This window comes from Pseudoalteromonas phenolica (assembly GCF_005886345.1).
Taxonomy (GTDB): Bacteria; Pseudomonadota; Gammaproteobacteria; order Enterobacterales; family Alteromonadaceae; genus Pseudoalteromonas; species Pseudoalteromonas phenolica_A.
In genome coordinates, this window is sequence record NZ_PNEC01000046.1 from 84,753 (window position 1) to 104,613 (window position 19,861).

A 19,861-nucleotide genomic window follows, 5' to 3' on the forward strand; every position below is an offset into this window, starting at 1 on the left:
TGGTAAGCCCTAGGAGGGTCGAAAACTAATTTAAAAGTGATATTAGAAAGTCACGCTAAACCCAATAGAAGGGCGTATCTCAAAGTCATCGGTTTCTTCTTCTATATATAAGTCATTTACTGACTTTACTTTTTTGTAATCAAGGTCGATGCTGCTGACATTGTCTTGGCCGTATGCGTTCATTAGTTCCAGAATAAGTTTACCATCTAGGCCAAATACGCGTGTTTTACGTTCAAAACGTATGTCGAGTCTGTGATAAAGATCGTGACGCTCTGAGAATGGCTCGCCATAGACAGGTAAAAAGCGATTATCGAAGTCTGGGTTTTCTCTCACGCCAACAATCGGTGTATATGCTTGACCACTTCGTGCTGTAAAGTTAAAGCCGCCTTGCCAAAGCTCATTAATTTCGTAGTTAAATACTGCATTGAACACAAATGGGGTATCGGCATAGTAGTCACGCGTGACATTATTTCTTAAGTCCGTACGCTCACTTTTGGCATAACTAAATGCTAGCCACCCATACCAGTTATCGGTTTTGTTTTTGTTGATCAGAAAATCAACACCATAGGCTCGGCCTTCAACATCATTGGCATATAGGTTATGTGCATCGGGGGCTGAATCTTCAATCGCCAAAGGTAAATCTTCCATGGTCTTATAATAGGCTTCTACCGACCAAGACCATTCATTTTCAAGTTCTTGCGCGAACCCAAGAGTCGTGTGATTTGCTGATTGTGATTTTAGTTTTGGATTGCCGACCTCAGGTAAAATGTAGTCGATGTCTTGTTGACGGTTATACTGACCAAACTTAGCCGTTATAGTGCTTGAGTCAGATAAGTTATAGTTTAAAGCAAGGCGAGGCTGTACAAAGTTTTCATCAGTGAGTTTGTTATGTTGAAATTGCACGCCGGTTTCAGTTTGTAGCTTGTCGTTGATTTGCCAAACATGGGTGATACCAACAAACCCGCTATCTGCGCCAGCAGTTTGTTTACCGGTTATGCGTTCGCCTTTTTTCAGGTCACAATCAGGATCTAGTTCAGTACATAAATACTGAAAAGAGTCATACTTATATGTGGTTTCATTATCGAAGTAAGCAAAGTCAGTCACGACTCGATGATGTGTATTTAACTTGTAGTTTAATTGGGCCTTGAGTGTTGTTTGCTTTTCTGCTTCTTCTTCGAAATATCCTTCCGTTAACGTGGCTCGTTTACCATATTCAAGTCGACCAGAATGGTCTAACACGCCTAACCCGACTCTGAAGTGATAGTTTTTATTATAGTGATCCCATAAAATATTTTGGCTGGTGAATTCGCGGATAAATCGTGCATCCCCCTGAAATTCAGGTGTTTTTTGTGCAAGTTCTGCACGTTCATTAAAGCCAGCCGCGGCTGAGTCTTCTGCACCAGTGAAATTAAAAGTTAGGGTATTATTCGCATTGATATCCCAAAGCCATTTCCCTTGATAATCATGGTCATCGGGCGCATCGTTGATTGTTACCCCCGTTAATTCGCCGTCATCATCTTCAAGTTCTTCTCCTTCTGAGAAAAATAGCGGCAAAGTACTTTTTCGAGCTGAAAAGTAAAATGCGGTATTCTCTGTGGCTTGACCTTCAACAAATACACCGGCATTAAACATCGAAAAATCTAGGGTAGTGGTTATAGGTTGATACTTAGGGTTGCGTAATGTCACATCGAACACTGCGCCTGTAGCATTACTATAACCTGCGCCATAACCAGCTGAGTAAAGCTGGAAATCCTGAATAATATGACGATTGAAAATAGAGCTGCCAAAGTCATGGAATATGTAGCCTGCAGGCATAAAGTCCACTTCGAAAATATTATCACTGGGCGATGAGCCTCTAACTGCAGGTTCGCTCATTGAACCGCCTGCAGCGACAACACCTGGTAGAGCATAAACGGCTCTTAATGGATCGCCAAGTGCACCGGGCATTTCAATCAACTTTTCAGTATCTTCGGTAATTTCACTGGTGATACTACTACGTTTATAGAGTACTTCAATGTGCTCAATTTTTTTGTTCTGCTGTTTTTGCTCATCGGCATGAACAGGCAGTGAAATGGCTAAAAATAACGGTGAAAACTTAAATAGGGTAGTTGAAAATGCGCCGAGCTTGTTCATTTGGGATCCTTGTTGCAAGCTGAGTTTGGATGAATTGGCGATTAGTTTAAGGAGATAAGTTGTAAGTGTATTAGGGGTTTAGGTAATAAAGTGTAGAGGCGCTTCTACACTTTATTACAAAGGTTGCTTATAAAGACATTTTTACAAATGTTTTCTGACTAAGGCTTTCTTATTTAATTAACACAGCTTATAAGCGGGCTCTTAATCCAAGCTCTGTCGAATACCCAACAGAACGCTCAGTTATTATCAGGTTCTCATCAATCACATAATAAGTGGGGTAGGCTTTCACCTTAAAGTTGGCGGCGATTTGATGATTACCCATGAGCACTGGCATGCTAAGGTCTAAATCTTGTGTGAAGGCTTCAACCGCTTCTTTTGAATCATAATCCAGGGCAATGGCAACGGCATTGAGTTTTTGTTGTTCATGAAGCTTATCTAAATTTGGCATGCTGAACTTACAAATACTGCACCAAGGTGCAAAGAAGTACACAACGGTTTGCTGCCCTTCAAATTCGCTTAAACTGATTTGCTTATGCTCATTTTCAAGTGTCGGTAATGAGAAGTAAGGTGCGGACTGTTCACCATTATCTGCTAACATGCCTAGCTCTTGATAGGCGGTTACTGCGATAAATATTACCGCAAAAATGGCTATTTGAAGTACTTTTCTGATCATCTTTGAAACGTATTGGGTCCTTTGTAATTTAATAGACCCGACGTTAACACTGAAAATTACAGATAGAAACCTTAAACATGTTTCTATCTGTTTCAAATACCGAATTTGTATTTTAGCTCGGAGGGTTACAAATTAACCAGTCATTATTCTTTATTTATGCTAAATAACGCTTTGCTTTCTGTGGTTTGATTTTCTCAAGATCAACCAGCACTAAGCCATCAATACAGTTACTAAAATCAGGGTCAACGCTAAAGCAGAGGAAGTTCGCGCCGCCTTCTTCACATAGCTCAGTGTATTGTTTAAATAAAGTCGGTACTTGAGCATTCATATTTGCTAGTACATGCTTTAATTCACTGAAATCAGCTTTGATGTTGTTGCCTAAAAATAGTTTTTGATAATTGTCTTTTTGAATCGAATCAAGTCGGTATTTATGTTTTGCTACGGCATGCTCTTTGAGGTCACCGAAATAATGCTGATAGTGATATACCAGCATGGCTTTAGCTTCTTCAGGTAAAGCATTTGATAGACTCACAGCCCCAAATAAATAACGGTGTTCAGGGTAACGTTTTACAAATGCACCTATGCCATACCAAAGGTAATCTAAACTTTTACGTCCCCAGTATTTTGGCTGGACAAAACTACGACCTAGCTCTAGGCCCTGTTCAAAATAGGGTGTCATCTTGTCACTGTAATCGACTAAGGTGTCGGTGTATAAGCCTTCACGGCCTTGTTGCTCAAGAACTTTCTTGGCGCTGGCAAGACGATAAGCCCCCACAAGTTCAAGTTGATTAGGGTCCCATAACACTAAGTGAGTGTAATGCATATCGTATTTATCTATATCTCGGCGTTTACCTGTGCCTTCACCAACTGCTCTAAATGCATGTTCACGTAATCGACCTAACTCTCTGAAAATGACCGAGCTACCCGTGTAATGGTAAAGGTAAATTTGCATACCATCTTGTGTTTCGCCAATACGCTCACACGCTTCAAGAGCACTCTTTAAGGCTTTTTTACACTCAGGAGGCGCAACAGGTGTTTGTGTTGTGAGCGGCAATGTCTTTTTAGAGCCAATGCGATAAAGTTGCTTACGAATGAGAGAGACCATTTCTTTGTCTTTTACATTGTTATGTAAATAAGACTCAGGCGGAATGCATGCACCAATTTCGAACTCTAAAAATTTTTGGCGTTGCTTAAACATCTCCTTAACCAACAGCAAGCTTGCTAATGGTTTATAGAGCATGGAAGTACCATAAAACAAAGGGCTATTCTTGGCTTTGATATGGATGGGCAAAATGGGGCAGTTGGCGCGTTTTGCCATTCTCAGAAAGCCACTATTCCATTTACAGTCTTTGATCCCTGTTGGACTGAGACGTGATACTTCACCAGCAGGAAATATCAGCATAGCGCCACCTTGCTTGAGGTGTTTATGAATATTGCTGAGTTCTTGCTTTCGGCTAGTCCCCGATAAATTATCAACGGGGAGTAATAACGAGTGCATGGGCGTCAGCGACATCAGCATGCGATTTGCTACGACTTTTAAGTCTCCTCGTACCTTACTGATAAGTTTTACTAAAGCGAGTGCATCTAAAGAGCCGATAGGGTGATTTGCGACGATCACAACAGAGCCCTCGCTTGGAATATGCTCAAGTTGCTTAGTGGTATAACGAGCATCAAATTCAAGCTCGTCAAGCACTTGCTCAACAAATTCTAACCCTTGTAGATGCGGGTAGGTATCAGCAAATGCCACAAATTCTTGTTCATGAAGTAAATACCCCAAACCTTTTTTGACTAGCCCTTTTACTTTTGGGGATTTTTCTAACTGGGGTAAATTAGCCTCGATAACCTTATCAACACTGATCATGATCGTTCTCTACAGTAAGTTTTTTGTAGATTAAAAATACTGTGTGACAAGCCTGTTGCAGTTTTACGGTGCTTTTATGACACCTTAAATATCAGAGTGAAGTTATGCCTTGTCGAAGCTTGAGCGTTGCGATTAAGCTTAATATGATGTAGTGATAATTATATATTTAGGAAAATAAATGTCAGTTTTAGTCTGTGTCACTGGTCGTAATAACGACAAACTCCTTGCTGAACTTAGCGAACAGTTACCTAATGTTAAAATATATGAGTGGCCGCACTGCGAAAACTTAGCAGAAATCGAATTTGTATTGGCTTGGAAAGCACCTGAAACGCTTTGGGCACAGCTACCTAATTTGAAAGTGGTGCAGAGTTATGGGGCGGGTGTTGATGCGATTGACTTAAGGCTTATTCCTGAACATGTTCAAGTCACTCGCATAGTAGATACACAATTGGCTGAGGACATGGCTGAATATGTATTAACTCATACTTTGGCGCATAAGCTTCGTATTAGAGAGTACTTAATAAAACAGCAACAAGAGCTGTGGAAGCCAAAGCGTGCGCATTCAACTCAACATGTGGGTATTTTAGGCATGGGAGAATTAGGGTTAAGTGTTGCAAACAAGCTGATTAGCAATAACTTTAAAATCAGTGGTTGGTCTCGCTCTGAAAAGCAATTAGAACATATTACTCACTTCCATGGTGACGCTCAGCTATCTGATTTTCTAAAAGAGCTTGATGTATTGGTGTGTTTATTGCCGTTGACGTCAGAGACAGAAGAGATTTTGAATTTAGAGGTGTTTAAACAGTTACCAGATCATTGTCTACTAATTAATGTTGCTCGAGGTAAACATTTAAACGAATCTGATTTATTAATAGCCCTTGAGCAAGACGAACTCGCCGCTGCAGTGTTGGACGTATTTACCGAAGAGCCTCTACCTAAAATGCATTCTTTTTGGTCTCACCCCAAAATAACCATTACACCACATTGCGCGGCTTTAACTCAGCTCAAAACAGTCTGTGAACAAATTGCGTATAATGTCAAAGCACAGCAATCAAATACACAGTTAAGTAATCTGGTGTGCAAACAAAAAGGGTATTAAAAGACTAATACATAAGTACTGTAAATACTTAAGTTGAGAGGCTTATTCATGCCTTTCACTTACTGTATAAAAAAACATCTTGTGTGAATTTTATACTTTCAGTAGTTTAGTAAAAAAATAATAATAAACAGGGTAATACAATGCGTGACAGTCAAGGTGGAGTTAAATTTTCTTTCGTTTTTATCTCAGTAATTCTCTTGGCAGTTTCTGCTTGGTTTACCCAGGCGAAAGCAGCAGAGCTTCCAGATCATGGAAGCTGCAATGCTTATCAGGAGATTAACGCTTAGCGTGTTGCTCTCGGTTTTCTAATTTCTTCTCTTCACTTTTAGTTAACAGTACATAGGTTGAACCAGAACCACCGTGGCACTTCAATGCGCTGTGAAATGCTAAAACGATAGGCATTTCTTGTAACCACTTATTAGTATAACTTTTTAAAATGGCTGGGTGTGGTTTGCTGTTTAACCCAATGCCATGTCTTATCAGCAAGACACGAATACTTCTTTGCTGACAATCGGTAACAAAATCAAAGAGTGTTTTTCTGGCTTCTCTAAATGTTTTGCCATGTAAATCTAAAGTGGCATCGATTTGATACTTTCCTAAGCGTAAATTTTTAAACACCCCATGTTGCACACCACTTTTCTTAAAACTCAGTAAGTCGTGTGGATCAAGTAAATCTACATATTCGGTGGAAAGATAATTAGGATCAAAGTCTAACTCTTGCTCAGCGGCTTTGCGCTTTTCAAGTTGACTCAGGGTCGGGGCGTTTTTTTTCTTTTGTAGTTCTATTTGATTGTTCTTGGCAAGCGGAGTGACATCACCCATTGAAGCCATAAACAATTCTTCATCTGTCATCGCCATACGTCACCTCAGCTGTAGCATTGAAGATATGGCGATGATTTTAGCCTAGCCTTAAGGAATTGGCTACCAAGACAATTTAAAGGATAGGTTAATAATATGTTAGTCGGTATGACTTAATTTAAGTTGTCCGAATGTATACACTTTAAATAGATAAAATGTATTAATCATAATTAGACTTAAATTAGACACCACACTGGTACTCATCAGATCAAAACTAAACGATAAAAATAATAAGCTACAAGCGGCCAATGCGGCAACGCGTAAAGTAGTTAAGTGGTTGATAAAAAAGGCTCCAGCACCTAAAAGTAGAAGCACTATGTTTAGCAACAAGTCGAGCTCGTTTGGCATGGTCTGTTTGGGTTCCTGTGGTTGGTTAGAGGAGCGCCATTATGGTGTTAGTTTGACCATGCTTCAAACGAGTATTTTTGTAATTTTCAGATTAGTTTTTTTAATTCGAAATAAGCACTTTTAAGGCACTAAAGAAACCTTCTTTTTTGATTATTTGATACTTCTGACAGGTATCAGGATCGAGCTTATTCATACATAAATAGAGAGTATTCTTATCTAGTGCTGGCCTTGGGTGAAGCGATGAATCAAAGATGACTGGATCAAGACCTGGCAATGCAGACCAATAGACACTGGTAGCAACGACCCCTAGTTTTTCATAGGTAATCAATTGCGGTTTAGGAAAAACAATAATTAATAAGGCAATAATGCAAAGTGTAATCCAACGTTTGATACCTTTTTGTTTTCGGGGGTTATTGAGTTGAGTTTGGGCTAATTGTGCTTGTGCCATAGCGACATTTTGTTGTTGTGGAGAAAGACGTTTTTTCTTTTGACTACTTTGCCGTTTTTTTTGTTGTGGATTAACTTGTCCTAGTAAAGATTGTTTTTTTGATTGATTAGACATTCGTTTTGTAGCCTTTTATTTGCATGTCTCTATAATGATTCTATGATTTAATCATAGCCTAAATTTATTCGGCGGCATATGAAAGGATGATTATGGACCAACAGATATCAGTACTGATAGTGGACGACGTGGGTACAGTTCGTAGTTTCTTACATCAAACATTGATGCACTTGGGAATAGACCATGTGAGAGAAGCCTCTACTGCGACACAATGTATTACCGCATGCGAAGAACAACATTTCGATATTGTATTTTTGGATATCGAATTACCTGACGGTGACGGCAAAGAGCTGATCGCTGACATTAATAAAATCAACGAAAATATTAATGTTGTGATGGTATCTGCCCATTCAACCGTTGATAACGTTAAAGATGCTATCGAAAGAGGGGCAAAAGGGTTTGTGGTTAAACCGTTTTCACCGAAGAAAATTGCAGCGATGCTGAAAAAGTTTTATCCAGAATTGGAGCTTTATTAAAAAAAGCTTCTCTTCTTCCTTTCTTAAAGGCAAAAAAAAACCGACTTAACAGTCGGTTTTTTCATTCAAAAACAAATTATAGTGCTTTAATTTTAGCAGCTAAACGGCTCTTATGACGAGCAGCTTTGTTTTTGTGGATAAGACCTTTAGTTGCGTAACGGTCTAAAACTGGAGTTACAGCAGCGAAAGCTACAGTTGCAGCTTCTTTGTCGCCAGCTTCAATAGCAGCTACAGTTTTCTTGAATAGAGTACGCATCATAGAACGACGGCTTGCGTTGTGCTTGCGACGCTTTTCGCTAGTAATAGCGCGTTTTTTTGCAGACTTGATGTTAGCCAAGGTTTGCTCCTAACAATCTTAAAATAAGCTTAATTTAAAGGCCGAGGAATATGCCTGTTTTATTCTCAAAAGTCAATAAAAAATGACCACCCAGCCTTTTCCATTTGGGTCATATTGGCCTGAATGTACTAAAACCATGGTTTTAAGTTGCATAGCGCTAGTTGCAACAGGCTCAGAATCAACAAAACCATAACACCTCATGGTTTTGTGATTGTTGCGGGCGATTGTATCAAATCTATAACTCGACACCTAGTATTAAACGAAAGATATTTACAAATTGTCGAAGGTTGGCGTTCAAGGACAGTATAAGTCTGTGGCATAATCTGCCAGTTATATGTTCTTGGGAGTAAATTTGTGGCAAAAGGGTTATTTAAATCAGGCATGATAGTCAGTGCCATGACGATGATTTCACGCGTGATGGGACTAGTCAGGGATGCTGTCGTTGCAAATTTACTCGGGGCAGGGCTTGCTGCAGATGTGTTTTTATTTGCGAACCGTATCCCAAACTTTTTAAGACGACTATTTGCAGAAGGGGCATTTGCTCAAGCATTTGTGCCAGTGCTATCCGAAATAAAAGAAAAGCATGGAAACGACAAAGTAAGGCTGTTTGTTGCTCAAGCCGCGGGTACTTTGGGAACCATTTTACTAATAGTGACCATTCTCGGTGTGATTGGCTCCCCCGTCATCGCAGCGTTATTTGGTACAGGTTGGTTTATTGACTGGTGGCAAGGAGGTGAAAATGCAGGAAAGTTTGAATTAGCGAGTGGCTTATTAAAATTTACCTTTCCATATTTGTTCTTTGTTAGCTTGGTTGCACTGAGTGGTGCTGTGCTAAATGTTTATAACCGCTTTGCCGCAGCGGCTTTTACCCCGGTTTTATTAAACATCTCTATTATTAGCTGTGCGATTTTGTTACATGATGCCTTTGATGTGAGTGCTTATGCACTGGCTATTGGAGTATTTGTTGGTGGTCTAGCACAGCTTTTATTTCAAATTCCTTTTCTTTTACGTATCGGTATGGTGAATAAACCAGTGTTTGCTTGGCGCTCTCCTGAAGTGACGAAAGTGCGCAAGCTAATGTTACCCGCCATGTTTGGGGTGTCGATTTCGCAAATTAACTTATTGCTAGATACCATCATTGCTTCACTATTAGTGACGGGCTCCATAGCTTGGCTTTACTACTCAGACAGACTCATTGAGTTCCCATTAGGCTTGTTTGGTATTGGTATTGCCACGGTTATTTTGCCCGCATTGTCTAAACTATATGCCACAGAAAAATCAGAAGATTTTCAGAACACATTAGATTGGGGTGTGCGCTTTGTACTGTTTTTAGGCTTTCCGGCCATGGCGGGTTTGATGGTAATTAGCCCACTAATTATCTCTGTTTTATTTGATCATGGTGCTTTCTCTGAGGGTGAAGTCGATCACGTCAAAGCAGTGAGTATGGGCGTTGCCGCCTATTCGGTTGGCTTAGTCAGTTTTATGTTGATTAAGATATTAGCACCCGGTTTTTATGCCCGACAAGATACTAAAACTCCGGTCAAGATCGGTATTATCACGCTTGTTTTGAACATGGTGTTTAACATCATGCTTGCCCCATTCATTGGCTATTTAGGATTAGCTTTAGCAACTTCTTTATCAGCAAGTTGTAATGCGTTTTTGCTTTATAGAAAGCTAAACCAGCAAGGTGTGTATCAGTTCTCTTCTTTTAGCCTATGGTTTGCATTGAAATGTATTGTGAGTGCAATATTGATGGCAGTGCTGGTTTATTTTATTGCTCAGCAATACACATGGCAAAGCTGGAGTTTGATTGAACAAATTACATTACTTTGCGCTTTACTCGCTGTGGCCATGGTAAGTTACTTCGGTGTCCTTTTCGCGTTTGGGGTACGACTGAAGACCATAAAAGAAGCTTCGGCTTAATACCTAACCTAAGGCATAGTATGAGCCTTAGGTTAAGGTTATCTGATTATTCGCATTTTCAAGCAACTTGGGTATAATCTGGCACTTTGAATAAATTGGTGGTGAAGGCTTTTATTTCATGCAATTAATTAGAGGCATCCATAATATTAGAGCAGAACACGCAGGGTGTGTGCTGACAATAGGTAATTTTGATGGTGTGCATCTAGGTCATGTTGCTGTTTTAAAAGGCTTAATACAGGATGCTGAACAGTACGGATTACCCAGTACCGTGATGTTGTTTGAGCCGCAACCGCAAGAGTTTTTTGCCAAAGACAAAGCGCCGGCACGCTTAACACGACTAAGAGATAAACTTGCTCTACTAGATAAACTCGGCATCGACAGAGTGATATGTGTAAAGTTTGACAAAGAGTTTGCTTCGATGGATGCCGAACAGTTTGTTCGACAAGTGTTAATCAAAAAGCTAGGTGTTAAAGCACTTACAGTGGGTGATGACTTTAAGTTTGGCAAAAACCGCCAAGGCGATTTTGATATGCTGAGCGCAATTGGCGCTGAATTAAATATGCATGTCAAAAGCACGGCCAGCTTACGCCGTGATGATTGCCGTGTAAGTAGTACTTTAATCAGAGCGGCACTTGCGCAAGGTGATTTAGATTCGGCGCACCAGATGCTAGGTCATACCTATGCGATTTCAGGTCGTGTGATCCACGGCTGGAAAAAAGGCCGAGAGCTTGGGTTTAGAACCGCGAATATTGCACTAAAACGTCAAGTGATCCCTGTACAGGGGGTGTTTGCTGTTAAAGTTTATTTAGACAACCGCGTATTAAACGGGGTGGCAAACATTGGCACAAAGCCAACGTTAAATGGCACCAAAGCACTATTAGAAGTGCATATATTTGATTTTGATGAAAACGTTTACGGACGTTTTCTAAAAGTGGAGCTGGTTAAAAAGCTTCGAGATGAAAAAAAATTCGAGACATTGGCCCAGTTGACTGAGCAAATAGCAAGTGATGTGGCTGACGCACAACAATGTTTTACTATTAAGTAGCCGATACGGAAACTAGGATAAATGAGCGACTACAAACATACTTTGAACCTACCGGAAACTGAGTTTCCAATGCGCGGTAATCTTGCGCAACGCGAACCAAAAATGCTGAAAGCTTGGTACGAAGCTGACCTTTACGGCCAAATTCGTAACGCGAAAAAAGGTAAGAAGCCATTTATTTTGCATGATGGTCCTCCATACGCAAATGGCGATATTCACTTAGGTCACTCAGTTAATAAGATTTTAAAAGACATTATTATTAAGTCTAAAACGCTTTCTGATTTTGACGCACCTTATGTACCTGGTTGGGACTGTCATGGTCTACCTATTGAGCTACAAGTAGAGAAAAAAGTAGGCAAACCTGGTCATAAAGTATCTGCAGCTGAGTTCAGAGAGAAATGCCGTGCCTACGCTAAAAAGCAAGTCGAAGGGCAAAAGGCTGACTTCAAGCGCTTAGGTGTATTTGGCGACTGGGACAAACCTTACCTAACAATGAACTTTGACTTTGAAGCAAACGCAATCCGTGTTTTAGGTCGTATCATTAAAAACGGTCACTTACATAAAGGTGCTAAGCCGGTTCATTGGTGTACAGACTGTGGTTCAGCACTAGCTGAAGCGGAAGTTGAATACCAAGACAAGCAATCACCGGCGATCGATGTACGTTTTGACTTTGTTGACCAACAAGCGGTTGTCGCAGCATTTGGCTTAGCAGAAGGTCATGAAGGTAATGGCACAGTCGGTACAGTTATTTGGACTACAACGCCATGGACACTGCCTGCTAACCGTGCGGTTGCTGTTCACGAAAATCTAGAATATGCCCTAGTTCAAGTTGAAGACGAAGGTAAAGTACAGCGCTTAATCCTTGGCTCTGAGCTTGTTAAAGATTGTATGGACCGTTTCGGTTTCAATCATTTCCATGTGTTAGGTTATGCAAAAGGTGTAGCGTTAGATAACTTACGTGTTGCACACCCATTCTATGACTTTGACGTACCTGTAATTTTAGGTGAGCACGTAACAACTGACTCTGGTACGGGTATTGTTCACACCGCACCAGGTCACGGTCAAGAAGACTTCGCGGCAGGCCAGGCATACGGCCTAGAAGTAGCAAATCCAGTTGGCGCAAACGGTGTTTATCTGCCTGATACTGAATTATTTGCAGGTCAGCACGTATTTAAAGCCAATGCGAGCGTGATTGAAGTGCTAACAGAAAAAGGCGCGTTAATGCACCATCATGCATTACAACATAGCTACCCACATTGCTGGCGCCACAAAACGCCAATTATCTTCCGTGCTACACCGCAATGGTTTGTCAGCATGGATCAAGCTGACTTACGTAAAGATTCACTAAGTGAAATCGAAAAAACGCAGTGGTTACCTGAGTGGGGCGAGAGCCGTATTGCGAACATGGTTGAAGGTCGCCCTGACTGGTGTATCTCACGTCAACGTACATGGGGTGTGCCAATTTCTTTATTCGTTGATAAAGACACAGGTGCGTTACATCCAAATACTGAAAACCTAATCGAAGACGTTGCAAAACTGGTTGAAGAAAAAGGCATTCAAGCTTGGTATGACTTAGACGCAGCTGATTTAATCGGTGCTGATGCCGAGCAGTATGTAAAAGTACAAGATACGCTAGACGTATGGTTCGACTCAGGTGTAACACACGCTTGTGTAGTAGATGCGCGTGAAGAGTTAACCGGTCCTGCGGATTTATACCTAGAAGGTTCTGACCAACATCGTGGTTGGTTCATGTCTTCTATGATGACGTCGGTAGCGATTAACGGCCATGCTCCATATAAGCAAGTACTAACTCATGGTTTCACTGTAGATGAAAACGGCCGCAAGATGTCAAAGTCACTAGGTAACGTGATTTCTCCACAGAATGTTATGAATAAGCTAGGTGCTGACATTTTACGTCTATGGGTTGCATCAACAGATTACACGGCAGAAATGACTGTATCGGATGAAATCTTTAAGCGTTCAGCTGATCGTTACCGTCGTATTCGTAACACTAGCCGTTACTTACTTGCAAACTTAAGCGGTTTCAACCCAGAAACTGACTTAGTTGCCGTTGAAGATATGGTTGAGCTAGATCGATGGATTGTGGCACGTGCCGCTGAGTTACAAAAAGAAATCATCAGTGCTTACGACAACTATCAAATGTTAGTTGTGACGCAAAAGCTAATGAACTTCTGTACCGGTGAGCTAGGTTCATTCTACCTAGACGTAATTAAAGACCGTCAATACACAGCTAAAGCTGACAGTCATGCACGTCGCTCTTGTCAATCTGCGCTTTACCATATTGCAGAAGCAATGACGCGTTGGATGGCACCAATCATGAGCTTCACAGCACAAGAAATTTGGGATGTATTACCAGGCGAGCGTGGTGACTTTGTATTTACTGATGTGTGGTACGAAGGCTTAGCAAATGTGACTGAAGGCCAACTTGACAATACATACTGGCAGCAAGTGCTTGAAGTACGTGATGCAGTTAACAAGGTATTAGAAGCTGCGCGTAAAGATGAAGTTATTGGTGCAACACTTCAAGCTGAAGTGACGCTATACACTGGTGGTGACTTAGCTGAGACGCTGAATAAGATCGGTGACGAGTTACGCTTCGTACTATTGACGTCAAAAGCAAATGTTGAAGTAGTCAGTGCGAAACCTGAAGGTGCAGAGTCTTCAGATATTGACGGCTTATTCATTAAAGTCGCTTCAACGGACGCGAAGAAATGTGACCGCTGTTGGCACTATTGTGATGATGTTGGTACACACGAAGGCCATGAAGAGATTTGTGGTCGTTGTGTGAGCAACGTTGACGGTGACGGCGAACAGCGTCAGTTTGCGTAGGAGCAGCGAGTGACCGAAGTTAAACAAAAATCGGGTTTAATTTGGTTAGTACTGAGTCTACTGCTTTTTGCAGTAGACTACATAACCAAAGCAGTAGTCGTGGCAAATATGAAGCTCTATGAATCGATAGAGATTTTGCCAATTTTTAACTTCACTTACATGCACAACTATGGTGCTGCATTTAGTTTTTTGAGTGATGCAGGCGGTTGGCAACGCTGGTTTTTCAGCAGCATTGCGGTGGTGATCAGTTTATTACTGACTTATTGGCTGAAAAAGCTGCCAGCGAAAAACTGGGTGTTATGTGGCGCTTACTCAATGGTCATTGGTGGTGCGATTGGCAACCTAGTGGACCGTTTAGTGCATGGCTATGTTGTAGACTTTCTACATTTCTATTATCAAGATTGGCACTATCCAGCATTCAATGTGGCTGATATCGCAATTGTTTGTGGTGCGGGTCTACTTCTTTTAGATGCCTTCACAGGTGAAGGTGCAGATGGTTCTCAGGAGAAAAAAGCATGAGCGAACACGTCATTGGCGAAAAATCAGAAGTTCTTTTTCATTTTTCGATCAAGCTAGAAGACGGATCGGCAGCTGATTCAACAAAAGTACATAACAAACCTGCAAAGTTGTTCATGGGTGATGGTAGCCTGACTGAAAACTTTGAAAAATGCCTTTTAGGCTTAAAAGCGGGGGAGAGTAAATCTTTTGATTTAGAACCTGAAGATGCATTTGGTCAGCCAAACCCAGACAACATCTATTATGTTGACCGCAGTAAGTTTGGTCCTGATGCGCCAGCTGAAGTGGGCAGTATTATCGCTTTCACTCAGCCTGATGGTACCGAGCTACCAGGCCTTGTTCGTGAAGTGGCTGGTGACTCTGTGACTATCGATTTCAACCATCCTCTAGCAGGTCAAAAAGTGACGTTTGAAGTTGATATTTTAGAGGTAACTGGCTAATGGATATCTTATTAGCAAACCCTCGTGGCTTTTGTGCGGGTGTTGATCGCGCTATCTCAATTGTGGAGCGTGCATTAGATATTTTTAACCCGCCTATTTATGTGCGTCATGAAGTCGTACATAACAAGTATGTCGTTAATGGCTTAAAAGATCGCGGTGCTGTTTTTGTTGAAGAGCTACACCAAGTACCTGATGATAGTATTGTTATTTTTAGCGCTCATGGTGTATCGCAAGCTGTGCGAGCAGAAGCAAAGCGTCGTGAATTAAAAGTATTTGATGCTACTTGTCCTCTAGTTACTAAAGTGCATATGGAAGTAACACGTGCAAGTCGTCGTGGCACTGAATGTATCTTGATTGGTCACCAAGGTCACCCTGAAGTGGAAGGCACTATGGGTCAATACGACAACTCAGAAGGCGGTATTTACTTAGTAGAAACCCCTGAAGATGTTGCAGCCCTTGAGGTGAAAGATCCAAGTAACTTATTCTACTGTAGTCAAACGACTTTATCAGTTGACGACACTGCAGATGTGATTGATGCGTTACGTGCTAAATTCCCTGAGATTGATGGTCCACGAAAAGATGACATTTGTTATGCAACACAAAACCGTCAAGATGCCGTGCGTGATCTTGCAGACAAAGCTGATGTGTTATTAGTGGTGGGGGCTAAAAACAGCTCAAACTCGAATCGTTTACGTGAGCTTGCTGAGAAGATGGGCACAACTGCTTACTTAATTGACGATGCGAGTTGTGTTAATGCAAGTTGGTTTGAGAATATCAACTCAGTCGGTGTTACTGCGGGTGCATCAGCCCCTGAGGTGCTCGTACAACAAGTTATCACTCGCTTAAAAGAGTTAGGTGGTAAAACTGTGGTCGAAAACCCAGGCATTGAAGAAAGCATTGTATTTGCGGTGCCAGCCGAGTTGAGATAACTCTATGGCAGCAAGGTTTAAATCGCCCGATTTAACATCTGCATTGCTGCCAATCATGGTCACCGAGCGTGGCGTACTTGCCATGCTCGTTACATCACAATTACTAGCAGCCTTGTTAGCTTTTGCCCCGATGAGTGTTGGCTCAGCTTGGGAGCGTCTAGGTTTAATTAGTCTATTTATCCATCTTGTCAGCACGACAAGTTTGGCTGTTGTCTACGGCTTAAAAACGCAGCTATCAAAGCTCAGTTCCTATTCAGAAATCCTTATAATTTTAGCTATTTTTCAAACAAACACCTTAATTCTAAGTTTATTGTCACAGCATTATATTGCAGACCAAATTGATTGGACTATTGCGACTCAGCACTGTTTATTAGGGTTAGGTATGCAGCTATTTTTTATTTATTTAATGAGCATTTATGCTGAACGAGTAGAGACGATAAAAACGCTCTCAAAAGTGGAGTTAGACGCACTACATGCTCGAATAAGGCCTCATTTTTTAAATAACAGCTTGAATGCCATTGCAGAGTTAACTCATGTTGATCCCCAAGCTGCCGAGCAAGCAACGTTAAACTTAGCGCGGTTATCTCAAGCTGCAATGCGCACACAGCAATTAACAACCCTAGAAGATGAGATAAACTTATCAAAGCAATATTTGGCTATTGAAGCATGGCGCTTTGGCGATAAGTTCGAGGTTGTATGGCAGGTTGATTCTTGCAACTTGATAAGCCAATTACCGGTCTTAACAATGCAGCCTTTGCTCGAAAATGCAGTTAATTATGGCATCGAGCCGAGTGGTAACAGAAGCCAGATTGATGTGTTAATTATTGATGCTGATGAACAAATTGCGATCAAGATAACTAATCCAATTACTCATCATGACTGCAATGGTCATTCAGGGCAGGGGATCGCCTTGTCGAATATTAAAGCTCGTATTGAGCTTCACTTTGGTAATAGAGCAAGTTTGCAAACAACAATTGAGCAAGATAAGTTTGTAGCAGAATTACGTATTCCCATTGGAGCTAAAGTATGAAGTACATCATTGCTGATGACGAGCCTTTAGCAAGAGCGAGAATTATTCGTTTACTATCAACTTGGCCACATTATGAGTGTGTTGCACAAGTAGGCTCTGGCGATGAGGTTGAGCCGGCTATAAAAGAACATTCAGTACAATTGCTGTTTCTTGATATCAATATGCCAGGGCTTGATGGTATTAAAACGGCTGAAATACTTAATCAGAAATATCGTGACTTAAAAATAATCTTTATTACCGCCCACAGTGAATTTGCTTTGCAAGCTTTTAATGTGTTTGCAGCAGGTTTTTTGGTTAAGCCTGTGAGTCAATCGGATTTGTTTTCACTTTTAGCGCGCTTATTTAAACCTCGCATTCAGTATCAAGTAGGAAATCAAACCCGTTGGGTCGAAGTTGATGATGTGATTGTGGCAAAAGCAGAAGATAAACTCACTCAAATCTATTTCCTCGGAGGTGATGCGACAATTGATTTAAGTCTTAAAAAGTTAATCAGCTTATACCCTGAACACTTTGTACAGATACATCGCAATACCTTAGTTAAACTGAAGTCGATAAAGCAGCTTGAGCACACAAGTAACGGTGTTTTAATTAGCCTAAATAATTATCCAGAGAAACTCTCTGTAAGCCGCCGTGCTTATTCTGCAATAAAAAATTATTTATAGACCGTTTGTCAGAAATAAAAGCCGCTTATCCCTTCAAAAATTGCTTCTAGTAATCAATTCTAAAATAATGCACGAATCATAAACCGTTTTTGACTGCGTATGCCATTTATCAATCGAACACAATCAGGGTTCACCCTACTAGAAGTGCTAATCGCATTTATGGTGTTGAGCTTTGGGTTATTAGGCGCTGTTGCTCTACAGGCGCAAGCCAAAAAAGCCAGTTTTGACTCTATGCAGCGTGCTGCTGCGATCTCTCTCGGTGAAGATATCATGCAACGTATAAGGTCGAATGATACTGCAGATATTGTGTCTTTATATAAACAAACTTTCAGTAGTACCACTGATCTCAAACCAAAAGACGATTGTTATTCTGATGCGTGTACAGCACAGAATATAGCACTCACAGACCTAGAAAACTGGAAAGCGGCGATTAGAGCAAGAGAAAATACTGGGTCTTTGGACGAAGCTACGGTCTGTATCAATATTACACCAGTAGCGAATACTGCAGACATGGGGTTTGATGTGAGCGTCATTGTTTCATGGCGTGGTAGGCAAGATTTTAAGGCGTCCGATGCGACCAAAGACATACAGTGCGGTAATGTAGATGACAGGCGTCGTTTAGTAAAACTAGATAGTTACTTATTGATCAGAGGATAAAATGAAGCAGAAAGGTTTCACTATTTTAGAATTTCTGATTTCTATGTTCATTGGCTTCTTAATTTTAGGTGGGGTCATTGCGACTTATGTCAGTATGAAAGCAACCACTCGAGATACGATGGCAATTGGAGAATTGCAAGAAACGGGTCGTCTAACGTTATCAATTTTAAGAAGAGATATTGAACAAATTGGTTTTTGGGGAACATTTTACGAAGCTGAGTTTTCTATCGATAACACTACAAGTGTTGCTAACCCAGATCCTGATTGTTTTGGTGGATTAAATAACGGTAGCTTCCCTGATACCACTCCGACAAACTTCAGACCTGTTTATGCTGAAGTGTCTGATGGCAATAAAATGCTTGGCTGTGTTGATGACTCTAAAGAGAGCACAGATGTTATTCAAGTGAAGTTTTTAGAAGGCCGGCAAATCATCCCAACTCCGACAAATAAACCAAAGACTAACCGCTATTACTTTATTGCAGAGCAAGAAAAAGCGCAGTTTATTTCGGGAGAAGATGCAGGTAACCCACTTCCTACTGTGAACGCTACTTTGTGGCCATATAGCCATCATGTTTATTATATAAATGAGCAAGACCTTACCATAAATAACCGTCGCATAACGGTTCCTGTATTGATGAGAAAACGCCTTACTGTTGAGGGCGGCTTGACAACAGAACCAATTATGGAAGGAATTGAAGACTTGCGCATGGTGTTTGGTATAGACAGTGATGCAGATAACAAAGTTGATACATATCGCAGCACTGAAGATATGACAGCTGCGCTTTGGGAAAATACCGATGGTATTTTAACAGTACAGGTATTTTTACTCGTTAGATCCCTTGAAGCAGATGCAGATTTAGAGCTTACAAGTCAGACTTACACCTTAGGTTTAGATGAGGATAAGCGAGTACATACTTTCACTGACAAAATTAGGCGTACGGTTTTCACAACAACGATTCGACTGAATAATTTGGGGTCGACAGCATGGCGAATGTAAATAAACAAAAAGGCGTAGTGTTAATTACAGCGATGATCATGATAGTGGCCGTAACCGCTGTTGCAGTGAGTCTAATGAGCAGCAGTAGTATAGATTTGAAAATTACCAATGCCGCACAAGAGCGTGCAGAGGCTGAAACCGAGCTTATTGGTGAGATCCATAAGCTCATAGTTGCAGAAGGGACCAGTGCTAACAATCGATTTACACTTAAGCGTCAACAAATGCCTGATGAAGGTATGGATATGAGTTCGTCCTCAACCCCTTCGCATATGACGAATACACTTAAAAACTTAAATAACGGTGAAATGGAATTACACTGCCCAAGACAGTTCGCTTATACAGATGGCTTAACATGTAATCTAACGGAAATGGAGTCAACCATAACCTATGGGTCAAAGAATAAACATACAATTACAGTGGTCATAGGGATTGGTCAAGAAATCATTAGTCACAATGAGGGCAGCTAAG

At 41.0% G+C, this 19,861-nt stretch carries 21 protein-coding genes; 14 read left to right on the top strand and 7 right to left on the bottom strand.

From position 1 onward, the window contains the following. Positions 1–42: 42 nt before the first annotated feature. The 3 genes from CWB72_RS15770 to CWB72_RS15780 form a co-directional block, all read right to left on the bottom strand. Complete coding sequence (locus tag CWB72_RS15770) at positions 43–2,133, bottom strand: TonB-dependent receptor plug domain-containing protein (protein ID WP_138633343.1); 2,091 nt, start codon at positions 2,131–2,133, stop codon at positions 43–45. Between the two features lie 187 nt (positions 2,134–2,320). After that, complete coding sequence (locus CWB72_RS15775; protein ID WP_138633345.1) at positions 2,321–2,806, bottom strand: TlpA family protein disulfide reductase; 486 nt, start codon at positions 2,804–2,806, stop codon at positions 2,321–2,323. A gap of 154 nt (positions 2,807–2,960) precedes the next feature. Next, the gene (locus CWB72_RS15780; protein WP_130256591.1) at positions 2,961–4,667 is read right to left on the bottom strand and encodes a lysophospholipid acyltransferase family protein; all 1,707 of its coding nucleotides are present in this window, start codon (positions 4,665–4,667) and stop codon (positions 2,961–2,963) included. A gap of 178 nt (positions 4,668–4,845) precedes the next feature. On the opposite strand from CWB72_RS15780, the gene CWB72_RS15785 reads away from it, so the two are divergent. Both CWB72_RS15785 and CWB72_RS20620 read left to right on the top strand, forming a co-directional pair. Beyond that, positions 4,846–5,766: a 2-hydroxyacid dehydrogenase gene (locus tag CWB72_RS15785; RefSeq protein WP_138633348.1), complete on the top strand. Its 921-nt coding sequence runs from the start codon at positions 4,846–4,848 to the stop codon at positions 5,764–5,766. Between the two features lie 140 nt (positions 5,767–5,906). Next, entirely contained in the window at positions 5,907–6,053 is a 147-nt protein-coding gene (locus CWB72_RS20620) for a hypothetical protein (protein ID WP_171037335.1), read from the top strand. Here the strand turns inward: CWB72_RS20620 and smrA are convergent. The 3 genes from smrA to CWB72_RS15800 form a co-directional block, all read right to left on the bottom strand. Next, positions 6,043–6,624 carry a DNA endonuclease SmrA gene (smrA, locus tag CWB72_RS15790; protein WP_138633351.1) on the bottom strand — a complete coding sequence of 194 codons (582 nt, stop codon included), beginning with the start codon at positions 6,622–6,624 and terminating at the stop codon, positions 6,043–6,045. The genes CWB72_RS20620 and smrA overlap by 11 nt on opposite strands. Positions 6,625–6,723: 99 nt before the next feature. After that, a complete protein-coding gene (locus CWB72_RS15795) occupies positions 6,724–6,972 on the bottom strand; it encodes a hypothetical protein (protein WP_058029111.1) in 249 nt (82 codons plus the stop codon). Positions 6,973–7,072: 100 nt separating this feature from the next. Then, positions 7,073–7,534: a hypothetical protein gene (locus tag CWB72_RS15800; RefSeq protein WP_138633354.1), complete on the bottom strand. Its 462-nt coding sequence runs from the start codon at positions 7,532–7,534 to the stop codon at positions 7,073–7,075. A gap of 92 nt (positions 7,535–7,626) precedes the next feature. Here CWB72_RS15800 and CWB72_RS15805 point away from each other — a divergent pair, with 92 nt between their 5' ends. After that, on the top strand, positions 7,627–8,010 hold the full coding sequence (locus CWB72_RS15805; protein WP_130256587.1) for a response regulator: 384 nt from the start codon (positions 7,627–7,629) through the stop codon (positions 8,008–8,010). Positions 8,011–8,086: 76 nt separating this feature from the next. On the opposite strand, the gene rpsT is transcribed toward CWB72_RS15805, so the two are convergent. After that, positions 8,087–8,347 (bottom strand): 30S ribosomal protein S20, encoded by a 261-nt coding sequence (rpsT, locus tag CWB72_RS15810; protein ID WP_058029114.1) that lies wholly within the window; start codon positions 8,345–8,347, stop codon positions 8,087–8,089. A gap of 354 nt (positions 8,348–8,701) precedes the next feature. Here rpsT and murJ point away from each other — a divergent pair, with 354 nt between their 5' ends. The 11 genes from murJ (at position 8,702) to CWB72_RS15865 (ending at position 19,860) form a co-directional block, all read left to right on the top strand. Next, positions 8,702–10,270, top strand: coding sequence for a murein biosynthesis integral membrane protein MurJ (gene murJ / locus CWB72_RS15815; RefSeq protein ID WP_289508453.1), 1,569 nt, complete (start codon positions 8,702–8,704; stop codon positions 10,268–10,270). Positions 10,271–10,388: 118 nt separating this feature from the next. Beyond that, entirely contained in the window at positions 10,389–11,315 is a 927-nt protein-coding gene (ribF, locus tag CWB72_RS15820; RefSeq protein ID WP_138633357.1) for a bifunctional riboflavin kinase/FAD synthetase, read from the top strand. Positions 11,316–11,336: 21 nt separating this feature from the next. Then, entirely contained in the window at positions 11,337–14,162 is a 2,826-nt protein-coding gene (ileS, locus tag CWB72_RS15825) for an isoleucine--tRNA ligase (RefSeq protein WP_138633360.1), read from the top strand. A 9-nt stretch (positions 14,163–14,171) separates the two neighbouring features. Further along, on the top strand, positions 14,172–14,681 hold the full coding sequence (lspA, locus tag CWB72_RS15830) for a signal peptidase II (RefSeq protein WP_138633363.1): 510 nt from the start codon (positions 14,172–14,174) through the stop codon (positions 14,679–14,681). After that, on the top strand, positions 14,678–15,118 hold the full coding sequence (fkpB, locus tag CWB72_RS15835; RefSeq protein WP_130256583.1) for an FKBP-type peptidyl-prolyl cis-trans isomerase: 441 nt from the start codon (positions 14,678–14,680) through the stop codon (positions 15,116–15,118). The genes lspA and fkpB overlap by 4 nt, the downstream gene beginning before the upstream one ends. Beyond that, positions 15,118–16,047, top strand: a complete 930-nt coding sequence (gene ispH, locus CWB72_RS15840; protein WP_130256582.1) for a 4-hydroxy-3-methylbut-2-enyl diphosphate reductase — start codon at positions 15,118–15,120, stop codon at positions 16,045–16,047. Before fkpB ends, ispH begins: the two co-directional genes overlap by 1 nt. A 4-nt stretch (positions 16,048–16,051) precedes the next feature. Beyond that, positions 16,052–17,077 carry a sensor histidine kinase gene (locus CWB72_RS15845; protein WP_138633366.1) on the top strand — a complete coding sequence of 342 codons (1,026 nt, stop codon included), beginning with the start codon at positions 16,052–16,054 and terminating at the stop codon, positions 17,075–17,077. Next, positions 17,074–17,739, top strand: a complete 666-nt coding sequence (locus CWB72_RS15850; RefSeq protein WP_138568287.1) for a LytR/AlgR family response regulator transcription factor — start codon at positions 17,074–17,076, stop codon at positions 17,737–17,739. The genes CWB72_RS15845 and CWB72_RS15850 overlap by 4 nt, the downstream gene beginning before the upstream one ends. A gap of 99 nt (positions 17,740–17,838) precedes the next feature. Then, complete coding sequence (gene pilV, locus CWB72_RS15855; protein WP_138633369.1) at positions 17,839–18,396, top strand: type IV pilus modification protein PilV; 558 nt, start codon at positions 17,839–17,841, stop codon at positions 18,394–18,396. A gap of 1 nt (position 18,397) precedes the next feature. Beyond that, complete coding sequence (locus tag CWB72_RS15860; protein ID WP_138568289.1) at positions 18,398–19,393, top strand: PilW family protein; 996 nt, start codon at positions 18,398–18,400, stop codon at positions 19,391–19,393. Then, positions 19,381–19,860 (top strand): pilus assembly protein PilX, encoded by a 480-nt coding sequence (locus CWB72_RS15865; RefSeq protein ID WP_138568290.1) that lies wholly within the window; start codon positions 19,381–19,383, stop codon positions 19,858–19,860. Before CWB72_RS15860 ends, CWB72_RS15865 begins: the two co-directional genes overlap by 13 nt. The last annotated feature ends 1 nt before the right edge of the window (position 19,861 follow it).

Bases quoted from the DNA above. Each gene is read 5' to 3' on its own strand.
- pilV (WP_138633369.1), top strand. From the start codon at position 17,839: ATGCCATTTATCAATCGAACACAATCAGGGTTCACCCTACTAGAAGTG.
- ileS (WP_138633360.1), top strand. From the start codon at position 11,337: ATGAGCGACTACAAACATACTTTGAACCTACCGGAAACTGAGTTTCCA.
- CWB72_RS15860 (WP_138568289.1), top strand. From the start codon at position 18,398: ATGAAGCAGAAAGGTTTCACTATTTTAGAATTTCTGATTTCTATGTTC.
- CWB72_RS15780 (WP_130256591.1), bottom strand. From the start codon at position 4,667: ATGATCAGTGTTGATAAGGTTATCGAGGCTAATTTACCCCAGTTAGAA.
- CWB72_RS15775 (WP_138633345.1), bottom strand. From the start codon at position 2,806: ATGATCAGAAAAGTACTTCAAATAGCCATTTTTGCGGTAATATTTATC.
- CWB72_RS15770 (WP_138633343.1), bottom strand. From the start codon at position 2,133: ATGAACAAGCTCGGCGCATTTTCAACTACCCTATTTAAGTTTTCACCG.
- CWB72_RS15850 (WP_138568287.1), top strand. From the start codon at position 17,074: ATGAAGTACATCATTGCTGATGACGAGCCTTTAGCAAGAGCGAGAATT.
- CWB72_RS15800 (WP_138633354.1), bottom strand. From the start codon at position 7,534: ATGTCTAATCAATCAAAAAAACAATCTTTACTAGGACAAGTTAATCCA.
- fkpB (WP_130256583.1), top strand. From the start codon at position 14,678: ATGAGCGAACACGTCATTGGCGAAAAATCAGAAGTTCTTTTTCATTTT.
- CWB72_RS15805 (WP_130256587.1), top strand. From the start codon at position 7,627: ATGGACCAACAGATATCAGTACTGATAGTGGACGACGTGGGTACAGTT.
- CWB72_RS20620 (WP_171037335.1), top strand. From the start codon at position 5,907: ATGCGTGACAGTCAAGGTGGAGTTAAATTTTCTTTCGTTTTTATCTCA.
- smrA (WP_138633351.1), bottom strand. From the start codon at position 6,624: ATGGCGATGACAGATGAAGAATTGTTTATGGCTTCAATGGGTGATGTC.
- ribF (WP_138633357.1), top strand. From the start codon at position 10,389: ATGCAATTAATTAGAGGCATCCATAATATTAGAGCAGAACACGCAGGG.
- CWB72_RS15785 (WP_138633348.1), top strand. From the start codon at position 4,846: ATGTCAGTTTTAGTCTGTGTCACTGGTCGTAATAACGACAAACTCCTT.
- CWB72_RS15865 (WP_138568290.1), top strand. From the start codon at position 19,381: ATGGCGAATGTAAATAAACAAAAAGGCGTAGTGTTAATTACAGCGATG.
- CWB72_RS15845 (WP_138633366.1), top strand. From the start codon at position 16,052: ATGGCAGCAAGGTTTAAATCGCCCGATTTAACATCTGCATTGCTGCCA.
- ispH (WP_130256582.1), top strand. From the start codon at position 15,118: ATGGATATCTTATTAGCAAACCCTCGTGGCTTTTGTGCGGGTGTTGAT.
- CWB72_RS15795 (WP_058029111.1), bottom strand. From the start codon at position 6,972: ATGCCAAACGAGCTCGACTTGTTGCTAAACATAGTGCTTCTACTTTTA.